Origin of the sequence: Pseudotamlana haliotis, from assembly GCF_008806375.1 — a bacterium.
In the GTDB taxonomy this organism is placed as follows: domain Bacteria; phylum Bacteroidota; class Bacteroidia; order Flavobacteriales; family Flavobacteriaceae; genus Pseudotamlana; species Pseudotamlana haliotis.
In genome coordinates, this window is record NZ_WAAT01000022.1 from 189979 (window position 1) to 205912 (window position 15934).

The following is a 15934-nucleotide window of genomic DNA, read 5'->3' on the forward strand; positions in this document are numbered from 1 at the left end:
TTTTAGAGATTCCTTTGTGTGCAAATATATTTTTTAAGACGTATACTAATTTAATTTTATAATGTCACATTCTTAATTTGAATTATTTTTTGTTCAGATGAAATAGGAAATCCAAGCATAGCCTTAGCTATAGTTTTATTTTATATTGAAATATGGACGAAAAAGAAGCAAATTATATGTGACTTTATATGGTTAAAATGGTATTACCCTTTTATCTTTGAGGACTCGCGTATCACAAGTTCCGCGTCGAGAATTTTTTTATTGAGGCTTTGTTTTATAGTGGGCGACTTCATGTGTTCTAAAAAAGTTTGAGCTGCTAATTTTCCAATTTCTTCACTGTGCTGATTAATACTTGTAATTGAAGGTGTAACCATGGCGGTAAACGGTTCGTTGCCAAAACCAACTAAAGCAATGTCTTCAGGGACTCTTATGTTTTTTTCTTTCAAGACCTGTAAGGCTCCTAAGGCAGCATAGTCACTAGCAACGTAAACAGCATCTGGTCTATGCTTTAGTTTTAAAAGTTGTTCAATTTTGTTTCTTCCATCTTCAATACTCAAACTGCTTTCTAGAAGCAATTCTTCTTCTAATGGTAGGTGATGCTCTCTTAAAGCATCAATATAACCACGTATCCTGTTATTGAAAATTCGGGTGTGCTTATAGCCTCCAATATGCGCAATACGTTTACATCCTTGGTCTACAAGATGTTTAACAATAATGTGGCTACTCTTGTAATCGTCTATACCTATATAGTCTACGTTTAAGTCGTTTTCACCACGATCAAATAAAATTAAAGGAATGCCTTTGGTTTTAATTTTATTGTAATAGTCCAAATTGATGGTTTCATTGGCCATTGAAGCAATAATGCCATCAACTTGTGTGAATAACAAAGTGTCTATATTGTCACATTCCTTTTTATAAGACTCATTAGAATGTGTCATGATAATATTATAGCCTTTTTTATTTAAGACTTCTTCCATGCTTTGAACAACAGAAGAAAAGAAATGGCTATTTGTTCTAGGAGCAATAATACCAACCAAATTGCTTTTGCCTTTTCGAAGCGCACTGGCGAGATGGTTGGGGTGGTAATTTAAGTTTTTAGCAACCTGTCTAACTGCTTTTTTTGTTTTATCACTAATACGCGGGTCGTCATGCAGTGCTTTTGACACGGCAGCAGGCGAAATGTTTAAGACGTTCGCAATATCTTTTATGGTCGATTTTTTTTTGATATTTATTTTTTTTATATCTTTGCTTAAACGTTTAAGCAAAGGTAATTCTTAAATTTTTATAATCAAAACTTGATGAGTTGCTGTTGTAATGTTTTTTTACACCTTGCTTAAACGTTTAAACAAAGTACTTTTTATAAAATTAAATAAGATAAAAATGAGTAAAGTAGTAACGTTTGGAGAAATCATGTTAAGATTAGCTCCTCAAGGATTTTTAAGATTTTCTCAAGCTAACAATTTTGATGTTGTTTATGGTGGTGGTGAATCTAACGTAGCTGTATCATTGGCTAATTATGGTGTTTCTTGTGATTTTGTAACACGTTTACCTAAGAATGATATTGGTGAGTGTGCTATGATGGAGATGCGTAAAAGAGGTGTTGGTGTTGATAAAATTGTTTGGGGTGGTGAACGTTTAGGAATTTATTTCTTAGAAACTGGAGCTGTATCTAGAGGGTCTAAAGTGGTTTACGATAGAGCTTATTCTTCAATGTCTACAATTGAATCAGGAATGATTGATTGGGATGCTGTTTTTGAAGGTGTAGAGTGGTTTCACTGGACTGGTATTACACCAGCGATTTCTCAAAGTTCTGCTGAAGTATGTTTAGAAGCTGTAAAAGCTGCTAGTGCAAAAGGAATTACTATTTCTACAGATTTAAACTACCGTGCTAAATTATGGAACTTCTGTGATGATGCACATAGAGAGTCTATCATGACAGAATTAACATCTTACTGTGATGTTATTTTAGGGAATGAAGAAGATGCAGAGATGCACTTTGGAATTAAGCCTGATGGTGCTGCAGTTCAAACTGCTGGACACAATGTTAAAGCGGAAGCTTTCTTATCTGTTTGTAAGCAAATGATGGAGAAATTCCCTAAAGCTAAAAAAGTAATTACAACATTAAGAGGTTCTATTTCTGCTTCTCATAACACATGGGCTGGAGTATTATATGATGGAACTAAAATGATTGAAACACGTCAATACCAAATTACAGATATCGTTGATAGAGTAGGTGGTGGTGATTCATTCATGGGAGGTTTAATCTACGGATTATTAACTTACCCTGATAACGATCAAAACGCATTAGACTTCGCAGTTGCTGCTTCTTGTTTAAAACACACGATTAAAGGTGATGCTAACTTAGTTACTGTTGATGAAGTTAACAAACTTATGGGCGGTGATGCATCTGGACGTGTAGCTAGATAATACACAATAACTGTTTTTAAATTTTAAAAGTACGAGAAGTAAAAATGGAAAAATCTATTGCGATTATCTGTGGAGGAGGTCCTGCACCTGGAATTAATACAGTTGTAAGTACCATAGCTAAAACTTTTATGAAAGATGGCTATCGGGTTATCGGAGTTCACCACGGTTTTAAAGGCTTACTTGCTGACAATCCAGAGGTAAAGATTTTTGATTTTGCACTTGCCGATCGTATTTTTAGCCGTGGTGGCTCTACCATTACCATGAGTAGATTCAAGCCAAAAGACAGTGATTTTAAAGCAGATTTCTTTAAAAATAATAAAATTAAATTGTTGGTAACTATTGGCGGTGACGATACAGCATCGACCGCCAATAGGTTAACCAAATATCTTCAGAAACAAGAGCTCGATGTGGCTCATGTACATGTTCCAAAAACTATTGATAACGATTTGCCTTTGCCAGACAGAAATCCGACTTTTGGATTTCATACAGCAAAAGATGAAGGTGTTAGAATTGGTAATACTGTTTATGAAGATGCTAGAACCAGTGAAAACTGGTTTGTAATGTCTGCCATGGGACGCTCGGCTGGACATTTAGCTTTTGGAATTGCTTCTGCCTGTCATTTTCAAATGATGATTATTCCAGAAATGTTTAACAAAACTAAAATCACTTTTGAGAAACTCATTAATATCATTGTATCTTCCATTGTAAAATGTAAGATCAAGGGTATTGAATATGGGGTAGCCTTAATAAGTGAAGGGGTTTTTCATTTTATGGATGAAGAAGAAATTATTAATTCCGATATTAATTTTACTTATGATGATCACGGTCATCCTGAATTAGGAAACGTAAGTAAATCACATATTTTTAACTACCTATTACAGGTTAAACTGAAAGAAATCGGTTTAAAAGTTAAAACTAGACCTGTAGAACTTGGTTACGAATTAAGATGTTGTAACCCAATTGCATTCGATTTAACACTGTGTTCCTTACTAGGTATTGGTGTTAAAAAACTATTCGACCAGGGTATTTCTGGTTGTATCGTGAGTGCAAATTCTAATGGTGATATTGCGCCTTTATTTTTAAAGGATTTTGAAGATGAAAGCGGAAAAATTCCACCAAGATTAGTCGATATCGAATCCGATATGGCTCAGCTTTTTATTAATAACCTGTTTTTTATTCAAGAAAAGGATTATGAAAAAGCAAAACAATATTTACGAGATCCAGAAAAATATGATTTCAAGAAAATCTTAAACTGGAATTAAAAATTTAAAAATAATAAAATGGCACAATTTTCAAGATTAGAAGTTGCTCAAGCCATGAAAGATACTGGAATGATTCCTTTATTTTTTCATAGTGATATTGAGCTAAGTAAAAAAGTATTAAAAGCTTGTTACGATGGTGGAGCTCGTTTAATGGAGTTTACTGCTCGTGGTGATTTCGCTCACGAAGTTTTTGGTGAATTAACTAAATATGCTATTGCTGAATTACCAGGAATGATTATGGGTGTTGGTTCTGTAACTGATGGTGCTGCGGCCTCATTATATATGGCTTTAGGTGCTAACTTTATCGTAACTCCAGTATTGAGAGAAGATATCGCTATCGCTTGTAACCGTAAAAAAGTACTTTGGTCTCCTGGATGTGGTTCATTAACTGAAATCGCAAGAGCTGAAGAATTAGGATGTGAAATCGTAAAATTATTCCCTGGAGATTTATACGGACCAAAATTCATTAAAGGAATTAAAGGCCCACAACCTTGGACAAGTATTATGCCAACAGGTGGTGTTTCTCCAACTGAAGAAAATTTAAAAGGATGGTTTGATGCCGGTGCAACTTGCGTTGGAATGGGATCACAATTGATTTCTAAAGATATCATTGCTAATAAAGATTACGCTAAATTGGAGCAAGATGTAAAGGATGCTCTTGCTATCGTAAAAGCAGTGAGAAAATAATAAATCGTTTTTCAAGGCTATATTTAGGCCTTCAAACAATAAAAAAGGTAGTGACTGATGTCACTACCTTTTTGTTTTCTGTACGGTTATTTGGTCCTTTCTCAAAAGACTTCATTTATTCTAATGTTGGGGAATAAGCGGTAGGGTAATCACCCGCTTTCATAAGGTTCCCTGATGCTACAAAATTCGAACCATAGGTTTCATCAATGGCTGATAAAAATGTATTGGCCATCAAGGCATAACCTCTAGCCGTAAGGTGAATACCATCTAAACTTACTAAGCCGCCAAAGACTAAATCGGTGTTTAAAAAGTAGTCGTCAAATTTGATACCAGTAGTAGAGGCTTCTTCAAAAATACTTTTTAGGTCAGCTAGTGCTAAGTTATTTGAATTGGCTAGAGACTCGATACTCGTATTATACGCCATGGCTGCATCATGAATATTATTTTGTTCTTCTGGTGTTAAAACCAAGTGATCTCCCATAGGTGTAGATACGCCTACACCGTTTGGAATTTCAGATGAAGCTGTTAATAAAACTAGATCTTCAGCTGTGGCTTGTCTTATATTTATTAATGCCGGATTTAAAACTGTCAAATCTCTTAAGTTTTTATCTACGATGACTAAAGCATTATCTGGGGCTTCAGAAAATGTTATGGTACGTTGGGCAATTTCTTCATCAGCCATTTCTTGAGTCAGTGGTGTGTTGGCTACAAGATAGGCGTAAGCCTGCACAATACCAGCGTTATAGGCGCCGTAAGCATTCATACTGTTGAGATAAGCTGCAGTTTGAGCATCTAGTGGCACAGGATTGTGTGTTACTGTGGTAAAATGTGAAACGCCTAAGATATCAGGAACATTAGCAATCACACCTTGTGCGCCATTAGCTGTGAGTTTGTCAATTAGAATTTCTAAAGAGCTATTGAATGTTGCAATGTCTGTAATGGGGTCTGTACCATCACCACCTGAGAGGGCGTAACCTAAAACATCAGCAGCACCAATGTCTGATAGGGTGAAAAAAGTAGGGTTCTGAGCAATAGCATCATCAATTACCGTTGCTGTTGGCGCCGAAGCTATTCTAGCATAATAAGGATTAGCTCCAGCGTAACCTGCTGCAATTAAATGAAAACTTTTTGCTCCTGGAATTCCAAAGTTATTGAAGTCACTGCCTATATTAATACCAGCTTCTGTGGTAATAGGAGGTACAGGAACACCTAAGCCTGCTAGGAAATCATTTAAAGGTTCTGGGCCAGGTATTTCACTATTAAAAGTTAAACGGTAACCGCGAACAGGTGTGCCTCCAACAAGAATACCACCGGTATTATCGTCAACTAAAGGTTGTGTAAAGTCACCACCTCCAAGTTTTTCAAACTGAGAAGCGAGCATGCTTGGAAATGAATTTTCTTGTCCTGCAATAAATAATCCGAAATCGGAATAGCCGGCCGTTAATGAGGCACCTAGCGACACATAATTTTCAAAATTTGCAGTACCAGAAGTTAATTCAGGTAGTGTTTCTTCATCAACATGTGGAACTACATCATCAGGAGAATTACAAGATGAGAGTCCAAGTATGGCTAGGAAAAGCCCTATATATTTAGTTTTAATCATGATGGTTGGTTTATAAGTTGTTAATTGTCCAAGAGATATAGTACATAGATCCAATATGTCCTGTTCCGTATGCCGTATAGTATTCATCACCCAAAAGGTTGGTAGCGCCTAATTTGAAAGTCGATTTAATACTTGGAATAGTATAATTAACTTGCGCATCTACCACGTGGTATTCAGGGATTAATCCGTCACCAAAAGTAGATTCCCAGTAGTAGTCATCGCTAAATCTATAGGCAATATTAAATCCGAAGTTTTTAAATAAGTTGGTGTTTCCAAAAGTCGCTTTGAATTTATGCTCAGGAGTGTTGAAGTTGGTCGCAAAGTCAGGATATTTCTCTTGGTCAAAATCGAGCTTAGCAAAAGTATAACTCCCTCCTAAATCAAAATTCCCGAAGATTTTAGTTGAAACTCCAATAGAAGCGCCATAGGAATTTACGGCAGCTTCAGAGTTAGTATAAGCGTTGTAGGTGACATCATCTCCTCTGTCAATTGCATCAATTGATAAAGAATTATCACCAACCTGTCCGTATAAAGGTGCAATGACATATTCTTGAGAAATGAAATTATCGTAGCTGTTATAGTAAGCACTAAAGTCTATAGTGAAACTTTCAAGTTTTCCTCTATAACCAATTTCTACAGAAGTCACCTGTTCTGGTTGAATTAAGTCTGGGTTAGCAACCTCTAGGTCATTGGTGTCTCCAGTAGTTCTATAGGTTAAAACCGAATCTTCCGAATATGAATTGTTATATGCAGCCCCACCCGTTTGTGTAATACTACTTGGTTGACCGGCGTTTTGCCCACTTCCGCTTACTCCGTAATTACCAGAATAACGGTCTAAGTTGTCTGGTGAAGACCCTACTAAAATGGCGCGGCTGGCATCTAATCCTATAAATAAATCTTGGGTTGTTGGGTTTCTAAATCCGGTTTGAACCGAAGCTCTAAAATTATGGTTTCTGTTTAATGTTAATCCTGCTGTTAAACGAGGCGATAAGAAACCATCAAAAAACTGCGATTTATCATAACGAACAGACCCTGTTAGTTTTAATTCTAAGCTTTCACTTAATTCTAAATCTTTTTGAATTTGTGTGTACATCCCATATTCATGGTATTCAATAGGACCATCATAATCGGTGTAAATGGTTCCGAAGGAATTTAAATTGTATTGTCTGAATGAACCTCCAACTTGAATTTCAGCAAATTTGATGAGTTCACTAAAATTATAATTACCATCAGCATGGTAGTATTTTGAAGCATCAGCAAACTTAGATCCAGTCGTTAAGTCGGGGTCGTTTATGCTTTTATTGAAAGCGGCAATGTATTCTGGACTTCCAGGTTCATATCTCCCAGTTTCTGCCTGAGCTCGGGCTGCAGAATGCGCTTGACTATCGTTTGCGCCTGCCAAAGTTGATTGAATATAAGTGCCAGTATATTCAGCAAACCAGTTTAAATCAGGTTTCCAAGCTCTATTGATGTTGATTCCCGTAAATACCATATCATAAGAATCACCAGCTTTATCTGCAACGACATAGGTTCTTAGGAAAAAGTTTCTATTCCGAATTTCTATTTTATGCTGTTCTTGAAAAAAATTATCGATATTATAACGGTTTAAACCTTGGTAAATCGTAGTTCCTGTTCCTACTTTTCCAACATAGGAAATTTCTAGATCATCTTCTAGCGGACGGTAATATAGACCCCAGTCAGCTTTAACACTCTTCGCGTCATAGTTTGTTAAATATTTTTCGTTGTAACCTGTTCTGCTTACATCAACTGAAGGTGCTAAAGTACTTGCGCCTGCAGGTAAATAAGGTTGCCCAGTTGCTGGATTAATAGCCGATTCTAAAAGAATGGCTACTTGCTTTAAATTTTGAGAAACTTCATCACCATAGACGTTTATACCGTTGTAGTTTAGATCCGTTTCTCTTGTTCCGCCTTGCATATTTCTATCCACTTCACTCGTTGCAGCCCAATCTGTACCTTCTAAATAGCCGAAATTGACTTTAGCGGCAAATTTATTAGAAAACTTGTGAGCCGCACGAATACTTACATCGGTATAAGGGTTGGTTCCTGCAGCTTCTTGAGAAGTCATACCTCTTTTTATTGAAGCACTGAGGCCACCGTGATCAAAAGGGTTCTTACTTCGCATAAATAATATACCGTTGAAAGCATTAGCCCCATATAACGCTGAAGAGGCGCCAGGCAATAGCTCAACACTTAATACGTCGGTTTCTGTCATACCTACTAAATTTCCAATAGGAAAGTTTAATGCCGGTGTTGAGTTGTCCATGCCATCAACAAGTTGCATGAATCTGTTATTTGCAAAGGTTGCAAAACCTCTAGTATTAACTGATTTAAATGTTAATGAATTCGTATTGACATCAACACCTTTTAGGTTTTCTAAGCCATCATAAAAGTCAGCAGAAGCTGTGTTTTTAATTTCTTTTAATCCAAGGCGTTCAATCGTAACCGGTGATTCGAATATACGTTCTGGTGTTCGTGATGCTGAAATTACAACTTCATCTAAGGCGGTACCTTCGATTAAAATAAAATGGATGACTTCATTTGCAGACGTAATATCCTTTACAGCGGTTTCAAAACCAACACTACTAGCTTGTAGAGAAAATGGTGGATCTTGGTTATAGGTTAGCGTAAAGTTTCCATCAAAATCTGTTACGGTTCCTACTGAAGTACCTATAACGATGATATTAGCTCCAGGAATCGGTAAACTTGTATCGTCTACTACGGTTCCTGTAATTGTAGTTTGTGCCTGAATTAGGTAGCTGACAAACAAGAAAATGAGAGTGAGATTTTTTTTCATTGGTTAAGTTTAGTTAAAAGGAAAACAATATAAGACAAAAGAATGAAATATTGCATATTGTTAAAAATATAAAAAATTATGCACGCATAGAGTATTTTAGCAAAAAAACACTCAGTTTACTGATGAATAGTCAAAATCAGACATAAAAAAAGTCATGATTTTTGTGAATCATGACTTTTAAAAATAGATTTTATGAGTTTATTCTACCGTTACCGATTTTGCTAGGTTTCTAGGTTGATCGACATTTTTATTCAACATTACAGCAATGTGATAAGATAATAATTGTAACGGAATAGTTGTAAGTAGCGGAGAAAGAGACTCTAAAGTCTCAGGCACTTCAATAACATGGTCGGCAAGTGTTCTTACCTGTGTGTCACCTTCGGTAACAATACCAATAATTTTACCCTTTCTCGATTTTATTTCTTGAATGTTACTAACAACCTTTTCATAATGCCCTTTTTTAGTAGCAATCACTACGATTGGCATATTTTCATCAATTAAAGCAATCGGACCGTGTTTCATTTCGGCAGCAGGGTAGCCTTCAGCATGGATATAAGAAATCTCTTTTAGCTTTAGAGCACCTTCAAGGGCTACTGGGAAATTATAACCACGACCTAGATATAAAAAGTGGTCTACATCTTTATAAATGTTTGATATCGTTTGGATATTTTCATCCGATAATAGCGCTTTTTCTACCTTGCTAGGAATCATTTCCAATTCTAAAAGGTGTGTTCTAAAATCTGAACTACTTATGGTTCCTTTTGCTCTAGCGAGTCTTAGGGCTATTAACGTTAATACGGTGATTTGAGTTGTGAATGCTTTTGTTGAAGCAACTCCAATTTCTGGTCCAGCGTGGGTGTAAGCTCCGGCATCAGATTCTCTAGCTATAGATGAGCCTACAACATTACAAACTCCAAAAACGAAAGCGCCTTTAGACTTAGCTAATTTAATGGCAGCTAAAGTATCTGCTGTTTCCCCAGATTGGGAAATGGCGATAAGGACATCATTTTCATTAATTACTGGATTACGGTATCTGAATTCTGAAGCGTATTCTACTTCAACAGGGATACGAGCTAAATCTTCGAAGATATATTCGGCAACTAAGCCAGCATGCCAAGAGGTTCCGCAAGCTACGATGATAATACGATTGGCATTAAGGAATGTTTTCATGTTGTCTTCAACACCAGCCATTTTTATAATAGCTTCATTTCTCAATAAGCGCCCTCTATAAGTATCGGTAATGGCTTTAGGTTGTTCATGGATTTCCTTCAGCATAAAGTGATCGTAACCGCCTTTTTCTATTTGTTCTAAGTTAATTTGAAGTTCTTGAACATAAGTGTCAACTACAGAATCATCTTTGATTTTACGAATCTTGATGTCTTTATGAAATCTAATAATGGCCATTTCTTCATCCTCAAGATATACTGCATTCTTAGTGTATTCTATAAATGGAGAAGCGTCACTAGCTATAAAGAATTCATCTTCATTGTCACCAATTCCTATGGCTAATGGGCTTCCTAAACGAGCAACAACAATTTCTTCAGGCTTATTTTTGTCGAAAACGGCAATAGCATAAGCACCGATTACTTGATTTAATGCGACTTGTACTGCTTTACCTAGCTTTAAGTTTTCTTGTTTTTTAACTTCTTCTATAAGGTTTATTAAAACTTCAGTGTCCGTATCTGATTTAAAGGTATAGCCTCTAGTGATTAACTCTTGTTTTATAGATTCATAATTTTCAATAATACCATTATGAATAATTACTAAATCACCAGAATTAGAAACATGTGGATGGGAGTTGACATCATTTGGGATACCATGAGTTGCCCATCTGGTATGGCCGATACCAACATTTCCTGATAAAGTAATGTTTTTTTCAGCGATGGCTTCTAAATCAACTACTTTTCCTTTGGTTTTTGATACTTTAAGATTTTCGCCATCAAAAAGAGCTATTCCAGCACTATCATAGCCTCTGTATTCTAGGCGTTTTAAACCTTCTATTACAATGGGGTAAGCCTCTCTAGGACCTATATACCCAACAATTCCACACATATATATCTATTTGATATCGAAGTTTAATAATACTCACAAATATGTGAAATAATAATTAATCGATATTATTTATTATACAAAACCTTCATTTTATACGATGAAATCCACCTGAAAGGTTCTTCACTGAAATTAATTTTTAGCTTCAGATGAAAATATCTTTAATTGCAGTCTTTTTTCATCATCCATAACACTTTGGCTACTTCCGTATAAAATGGTTCCCCTTGGAGCTAAAATAGAGGCTCTAGGTACTGCTAAAACTTCATCACCACTATCTAAAATTTCTGCATTATCAATGTAGTTTACATTGTTAGAAAGTACAAGTCCTATTTTTCTAGGGGTCTCTGCTGCTATAGAATCAGTATATAAGATATTATTTAAATGTTGAGTAAGACGAATTTTGAAAACACCGTCATCATTTCTTTGCCCAAGGTTAATGACTTTTGAATTTAACGGGTCAGTGGTGTTTGTTGTTGGATCTATGGTGTAATCTAAAGTAGGCGCATTGTTTTCTATACTATAGGCATAGATACGATCATACTTGTGGTAATCTTCGTCACCACCATTAGGTAGATTATCTGCCTCAGTGAGTACTAATTGGGCTTCATTGATAAGCTTTTTAAGCTCATACCTGTTGGTTAAGGGATCTTTGATATAATTACCATTATCATCTAGTTGTCTATAACGTTGTTTAAAACAATCAATGGCATCAAGATCTAAAACACCATCACCGTCACAATCTACTTTCCCGCTAAATAATTCAACCACAGCCATAGAGCCTTCGGTACCTTTCAAATAGAGGTTGTCATCACCTAAAGTTTTGTCTCCGTTTTGAAGTGTAATATTGTAATTATTTACAAAGGTGTTTAGAATATTACCTGAGAAGTTCATGATATAGTTATATTGTAGACGACTTCCATCTGCCCCAGAGGTGTAGTATATAGTTATATTAGCATTAGATGCAGCGATATTCAAAAGGATCATGCTACCTTCTGAAGTAATGGATTCTGCTTTAAAATATAAGCCTCTAAAATAATTTTTAAAGTTATTAGCACTAGCTAATACTGGGTCACCTTCCATGTCGATAATGGTAGTCTTCCAATAATCTTCATCTAACTTAACGCGAAAAGCAGGGCTAGAATTTGTTGAAACTTCATTGTCGCCTTCACCAACAGTAGTGATAACGACGTCTTTACTTGGAATAAAGCTAGCTTCACTATAAATAGGGGAATTGAGATTATCAATATGATCGTCAAATTTAATAACCGATGTCCCGTTTAGTGCAGCATTAACCGTATTACTTCCGTTAGAATAATAATTCTGTTTGTTGTTTTCTGCTTGAGATGGGTCAAAATCTCTTAAGAAATAATTATTTCTGTAAATTGTAAGTTTGATAGGCTTTGTGTCATCGCCAAATAAAGAGTCTAATTCGTATTCTGGATTGTTGTCTTCATCATAATCAACTACTGTGCTAAAATAAGGGATGTTTAAAACCACACTGTCAACTACAGGGTTTTCACCAAATTCAGGTGAATTCTCAACAGGTACTAGTTGAGAAACAATACTTGCTGTGGTTAAACCATAAGCAGGATCGTTAAATACACCTAACAGATTACTTGCCGTTGCAGCCGAAGAAGTAGTTCCCAAATTGTTTATTTGTAGGGAGTCTAATTTCTTGTTATAGGCGGTTACAGACCACAGCGAATCTTTGGTGTTGAAATCTGAATTTTCGTCGCCAAGTACGTCACTTTCTATAACGCTATAGTCTTTATCGCAGGCAATAAAAGCACAAACTAAAAGAAGAAAAATAACAGGAAACTTTAGAGATTTGATAGTCTTTTTCATAAAATTTAAGTGACTTTGATGTTTAGCTTAAAACGGTCTCGTTGAAAAATGTTGTATAAGCTTCACCAAATTCATCCTTTGTTTTATATTCTAAAATAGGTTTGTCTGATGCTTTTAAGTAAGCGTCAAGGTCTTCAGGTATTGTTTCAGAACCAATAATTAGGGCGTCAGAATAATCTATAGCCACTTTCATTAAGTTTGTATAAGTTGGTTCTTCAAGCGGTTTTATGGCTTCGTCATCAATATTATCAAACTTAATTTTATTGATCATTTCTTCGTTTAGACTACCGCTAAAACTTTGGTTGTAAACTGAAGTCACGATTTTGCTTTCATTAAATAAAGGCTCATCTTTATAATACTCTTTAAAGTATAGTGGTAATAAAGAGGCTAACCAACCATGCACATGAATAATATCTGGTGCCCAGTTTAATTTCTTTACAGTTTCAATAACACCTTTTGCGAAGAAAATAGCACGTTCATCGTTATCTGGGAAAAGTTTTCCAGCTTCATCCGTTAAAGTTGCTTTTCTTTTGAAATATTCATCATTATCAATGAAGTAAACTTGAATACGTTCTTTAGGAATAGAGGCGACCTTAATAATTAAAGGCATATCTAAATCATTTATGACTAAATTGATTCCAGATAATCTTATAACTTCGTGTAATTGATGTCTTCTTTCGTTTATATTGCCATATCTTGGCATGAATATTCTAATTTGGCCACCTTGTTGATTTACCATTCTTGGCGCTTCAAACGACATTGAAGAAATTTCGGTTTCTGGTAAATAGGGCACTACTTCAGATGATACATACAATATCCTCTTATCTTTCATATGATGGTTTTTGTTGACTTTATAAATCCTTTACATGGCATAATAACGGCCCCTTTCAAAGCTTATCTTGAAACGGTGTAAAGTTGTCTTTATTAGTAAATGAAAATAAAAAACACGCAAAAATACAAAATTTTATGCAAATTGCTTGTAAAATCTTAAGTTTGCACCCGTTAATTTTATATTAAATCGTGGAAGTTTACTCAGAAAAACAACAAATTACGGTCGCTCTAGAGGCGGTGAAAGCAAAGAATCTATCAGTTGGTTTCGTACCTACTATGGGCGCATTGCACCAAGGTCATTTAGAATTGGTTAGAAAGGCTTTGTTAGAAAATGACCAAGTTGTGGTAAGCATTTTTGTAAACCCAACACAGTTTGATAACAAGGAAGATTTAGAGAAGTATCCGAGAACATTAGAAACAGATGTTAATCTCCTTAAGGAAGTTCACCCAAATCGTATCATGGTTTATGCTCCTTCTGTGACAGATGTTTATGAGGATGAGTTAAAATCACAACATTTCGATTTCGATGGTTTAGAACATGAAATGGAAGGGAAGTTTAGATCCGGTCATTTTGACGGTGTAGGAACCATCGTAAAACGTTTGTTTGAAATTGTAAAACCAGACAACGCTTATTTTGGAGAAAAGGATTTTCAGCAGTTAGCCATTATTAAAAAAATGGTTGAAAAACATGACATACCTGTCAATATTGTACCTTGTATTATTTATCGGGAAATGAATGGTTTAGCTATGAGTTCACGTAATGCAAGGCTTAAGCCTGAATATAAAGAAGCCGCACCATTTATTTACAAAACATTAACAGCTGCCAAAGCTAAATTTGGCACAGAAAGTGCAGTTGAAGTTATGGAATGGGTTGAAAAACAGTTTTATACGCATGATTTATTGAAGTTGGAATATTTCATTATTGCCGATGAAGACACCTTGAAAACCGTAACAAAAAAAATAGAATTTAAAAAATATAGAGCGTTTATTGCGGTTTATGCCGATGATATCAGACTTATTGATAATATAGCGCTAAATTAATTACCTTTGCCAGATGCAAATTCACGTAGTAAAATCTAAAATTCATAGAGTTAAATGCACAGGTGCAGAACTCAATTATATAGGCAGTATTACCATTGATGAAGATCTGATGGAAGCCGCCAATATCATACAAGGCGAGAAAGTTCAGATTGTTAATAATGATAACGGTGAACGCCTTGAGACCTATTGTATTCCAGGGCCTCGTAATTCTGGAGAAATCACTTTAAACGGTGCTGCCGCTAGAAAAGTGGCTGTTGGAGATACCTTGATACTAATTACATATGCTATCTTAGATATTGAAGAAGCTAAGGGGTTTAAACCAGCTTTGGTTTTTCCTGACGAAGCAACCAATTTGTTGAAATAAACGCTTGAGCCAGAAAACAAAAAATCTTTTTAAGATCATACTCCCGCTATTGTTGGGAGTTTTTTTAATCTGGTACTCCCTGTCTAAAGTTTCTGTTGATAAATTATTGGTTTATGCTAGAAACGCCGATTATACATGGATTGTTTTCGGGATGTTTTTAGGACTTTTAAGCCACATGTCCAGAGCCTATCGTTGGCGGTTTATGTTAACGCCAATGGGCTATCATATCAAGTATGGGAATAGTTTTATGGCGGTATTTGCTGCTTACTTGATAAATTATACGATACCACGAGCAGGTGAAGTTGCACGAGCTTCATTATTAGCTAATTATGAAGATGTGCCTTTTGAAAAGGGCTTTGGAACAATAGTCGCCGAACGTATAGCAGATATGGTCGTGATGTTAGGGATTATGACAATTACGCTTTTTTTGCAATTTGATTTTATCTACGGGTTTTTAATTGAAAAATTGAATGTCACCAATATCATATTACTCATAGTTGTTGGGGTTGTTTTATTTATAGTAGCTGCTTTTTTTATTAGTAGAAGTCATTCAAAAATAGCATTGAAAATCAAGAGTTTTGTAGGCGGATTAATAGAAGGTGTACTTAGTATTTTTAAAATGAAAAATAAGTGGGCTTATATTTTTCATACCCTTTTTATTTGGGGCATGTATGTGCTCATGTTTTATGTAACCACTTTTGCTATTAAAGAATTAGGTGTGGTTTCTCCTGGCGCTATTTTAGTCGGTTTTATTTCTGCAAGTTTTAGTATTGCTGCTACCAACGGTGGTATCGGGTCTTACCCTTTAGCTGTTTTTGCTGCGTTTTCATTGTTTGGTATTCCTGAAGAACCAAGTATTGCTTATGGTTGGATTATGTGGGCTTCTCAAACCCTTGTTATTATTGTCTGCGGTGGTTTGTCCTTATTATATCTTCCTATTTACAATCGTATAAGCAAAAAGTAAGTTCCTTTTTGAGTAAGCCGTACTTCGTAAAACTTTGCTTTTAAAC

General features: G+C 35.5%; 12 protein-coding genes. 6 read left to right on the plus strand and 6 right to left on the minus strand.

Going from position 1 to position 15934, the window contains the following annotated elements; genetic code table 11:
• Positions 1 to 203: 203 nt before the first annotated feature.
• Positions 204 to 1265, minus strand: coding sequence for a LacI family DNA-binding transcriptional regulator (locus tag F6U93_RS02995; RefSeq protein WP_225312527.1), 1062 nt, complete (start codon positions 1263 to 1265; stop codon positions 204 to 206).
• 115 nt (positions 1266 to 1380) lie between these two features.
• Here F6U93_RS02995 and F6U93_RS03000 point away from each other — a divergent pair, with 115 nt between their 5' ends.
• Genes F6U93_RS03000 through F6U93_RS03010 form a run of 3 tightly spaced genes read left to right on the plus strand, consistent with a single transcriptional unit; the run spans position 1381 to position 4376 of the window.
• On the plus strand, positions 1381 to 2427 hold the full coding sequence (locus F6U93_RS03000) for a sugar kinase (RefSeq protein ID WP_150936677.1): 1047 nt from the start codon (positions 1381 to 1383) through the stop codon (positions 2425 to 2427).
• 44 nt (positions 2428 to 2471) lie between these two features.
• Positions 2472 to 3689 carry a 6-phosphofructokinase gene (locus tag F6U93_RS03005; RefSeq protein WP_150936679.1) on the plus strand — a complete coding sequence of 406 codons (1218 nt, stop codon included), beginning with the start codon at positions 2472 to 2474 and terminating at the stop codon, positions 3687 to 3689.
• Positions 3690 to 3707: 18 nt separating this feature from the next.
• Positions 3708 to 4376: a bifunctional 4-hydroxy-2-oxoglutarate aldolase/2-dehydro-3-deoxy-phosphogluconate aldolase gene (locus F6U93_RS03010; protein WP_150936682.1), complete on the plus strand. Its 669-nt coding sequence runs from the start codon at positions 3708 to 3710 to the stop codon at positions 4374 to 4376.
• Positions 4377 to 4491: 115 nt separating this feature from the next.
• Here F6U93_RS03010 and F6U93_RS03015 read toward each other — a convergent pair whose 3' ends face one another.
• From F6U93_RS03015 to F6U93_RS03035, 5 genes are all read right to left on the minus strand, one after another.
• Positions 4492 to 5979, minus strand: a complete 1488-nt coding sequence (locus F6U93_RS03015) for an SGNH/GDSL hydrolase family protein (RefSeq protein ID WP_150936684.1) — start codon at positions 5977 to 5979, stop codon at positions 4492 to 4494.
• 10 nt (positions 5980 to 5989) lie between these two features.
• Complete coding sequence (locus tag F6U93_RS03020; RefSeq protein WP_150936686.1) at positions 5990 to 8794, minus strand: TonB-dependent receptor; 2805 nt, start codon at positions 8792 to 8794, stop codon at positions 5990 to 5992.
• A 198-nt stretch (positions 8795 to 8992) separates the two neighbouring features.
• Positions 8993 to 10846, minus strand: a complete 1854-nt coding sequence (glmS, locus tag F6U93_RS03025) for a glutamine--fructose-6-phosphate transaminase (isomerizing) (protein WP_150936688.1) — start codon at positions 10844 to 10846, stop codon at positions 8993 to 8995.
• A gap of 129 nt (positions 10847 to 10975) precedes the next feature.
• Positions 10976 to 12688, minus strand: coding sequence for a DUF4270 domain-containing protein (locus F6U93_RS03030; RefSeq protein WP_150936690.1), 1713 nt, complete (start codon positions 12686 to 12688; stop codon positions 10976 to 10978).
• A gap of 22 nt (positions 12689 to 12710) precedes the next feature.
• Positions 12711 to 13520 carry a glycogen/starch synthase gene (locus tag F6U93_RS03035; RefSeq protein WP_150936692.1) on the minus strand — a complete coding sequence of 270 codons (810 nt, stop codon included), beginning with the start codon at positions 13518 to 13520 and terminating at the stop codon, positions 12711 to 12713.
• Between the two features lie 188 nt (positions 13521 to 13708).
• Here F6U93_RS03035 and panC point away from each other — a divergent pair, with 188 nt between their 5' ends.
• From panC to F6U93_RS03050, 3 genes are read left to right on the plus strand one after another with little or no spacing between them, the layout of a single operon-like run.
• Entirely contained in the window at positions 13709 to 14560 is an 852-nt protein-coding gene (panC, locus tag F6U93_RS03040; protein WP_150936694.1) for a pantoate--beta-alanine ligase, read from the plus strand.
• Between the two features lie 13 nt (positions 14561 to 14573).
• Positions 14574 to 14924 (plus strand): aspartate 1-decarboxylase, encoded by a 351-nt coding sequence (panD, locus tag F6U93_RS03045; protein WP_150936696.1) that lies wholly within the window; start codon positions 14574 to 14576, stop codon positions 14922 to 14924.
• A 52-nt stretch (positions 14925 to 14976) separates the two neighbouring features.
• Entirely contained in the window at positions 14977 to 15888 is a 912-nt protein-coding gene (locus tag F6U93_RS03050; protein ID WP_394349741.1) for a lysylphosphatidylglycerol synthase transmembrane domain-containing protein, read from the plus strand.
• Positions 15889 to 15934 lie beyond the last annotated feature (46 nt).

What these genes read in the sequence shown, in the direction of transcription:
- F6U93_RS03000 (WP_150936677.1), top strand. Translation starts at nt 1,381, where the DNA reads ATGAGTAAAGTAGTAACGTTTGGAGAAATCATGTTAAGATTAGCTCCT.
- F6U93_RS03005 (WP_150936679.1), top strand. Translation starts at nt 2,472, where the DNA reads ATGGAAAAATCTATTGCGATTATCTGTGGAGGAGGTCCTGCACCTGGA.
- F6U93_RS03010 (WP_150936682.1), top strand. Translation starts at nt 3,708, where the DNA reads ATGGCACAATTTTCAAGATTAGAAGTTGCTCAAGCCATGAAAGATACT.
- F6U93_RS03015 (WP_150936684.1), bottom strand. Translation starts at nt 5,979, where the DNA reads ATGATTAAAACTAAATATATAGGGCTTTTCCTAGCCATACTTGGACTC.
- F6U93_RS03020 (WP_150936686.1), bottom strand. Translation starts at nt 8,794, where the DNA reads ATGAAAAAAAATCTCACTCTCATTTTCTTGTTTGTCAGCTACCTAATT.
- glmS (WP_150936688.1), bottom strand. Translation starts at nt 10,846, where the DNA reads ATGTGTGGAATTGTTGGGTATATAGGTCCTAGAGAGGCTTACCCCATT.
- F6U93_RS03030 (WP_150936690.1), bottom strand. Translation starts at nt 12,688, where the DNA reads ATGAAAAAGACTATCAAATCTCTAAAGTTTCCTGTTATTTTTCTTCTT.
- F6U93_RS03035 (WP_150936692.1), bottom strand. Translation starts at nt 13,520, where the DNA reads ATGAAAGATAAGAGGATATTGTATGTATCATCTGAAGTAGTGCCCTAT.
- panD (WP_150936696.1), top strand. Translation starts at nt 14,574, where the DNA reads ATGCAAATTCACGTAGTAAAATCTAAAATTCATAGAGTTAAATGCACA.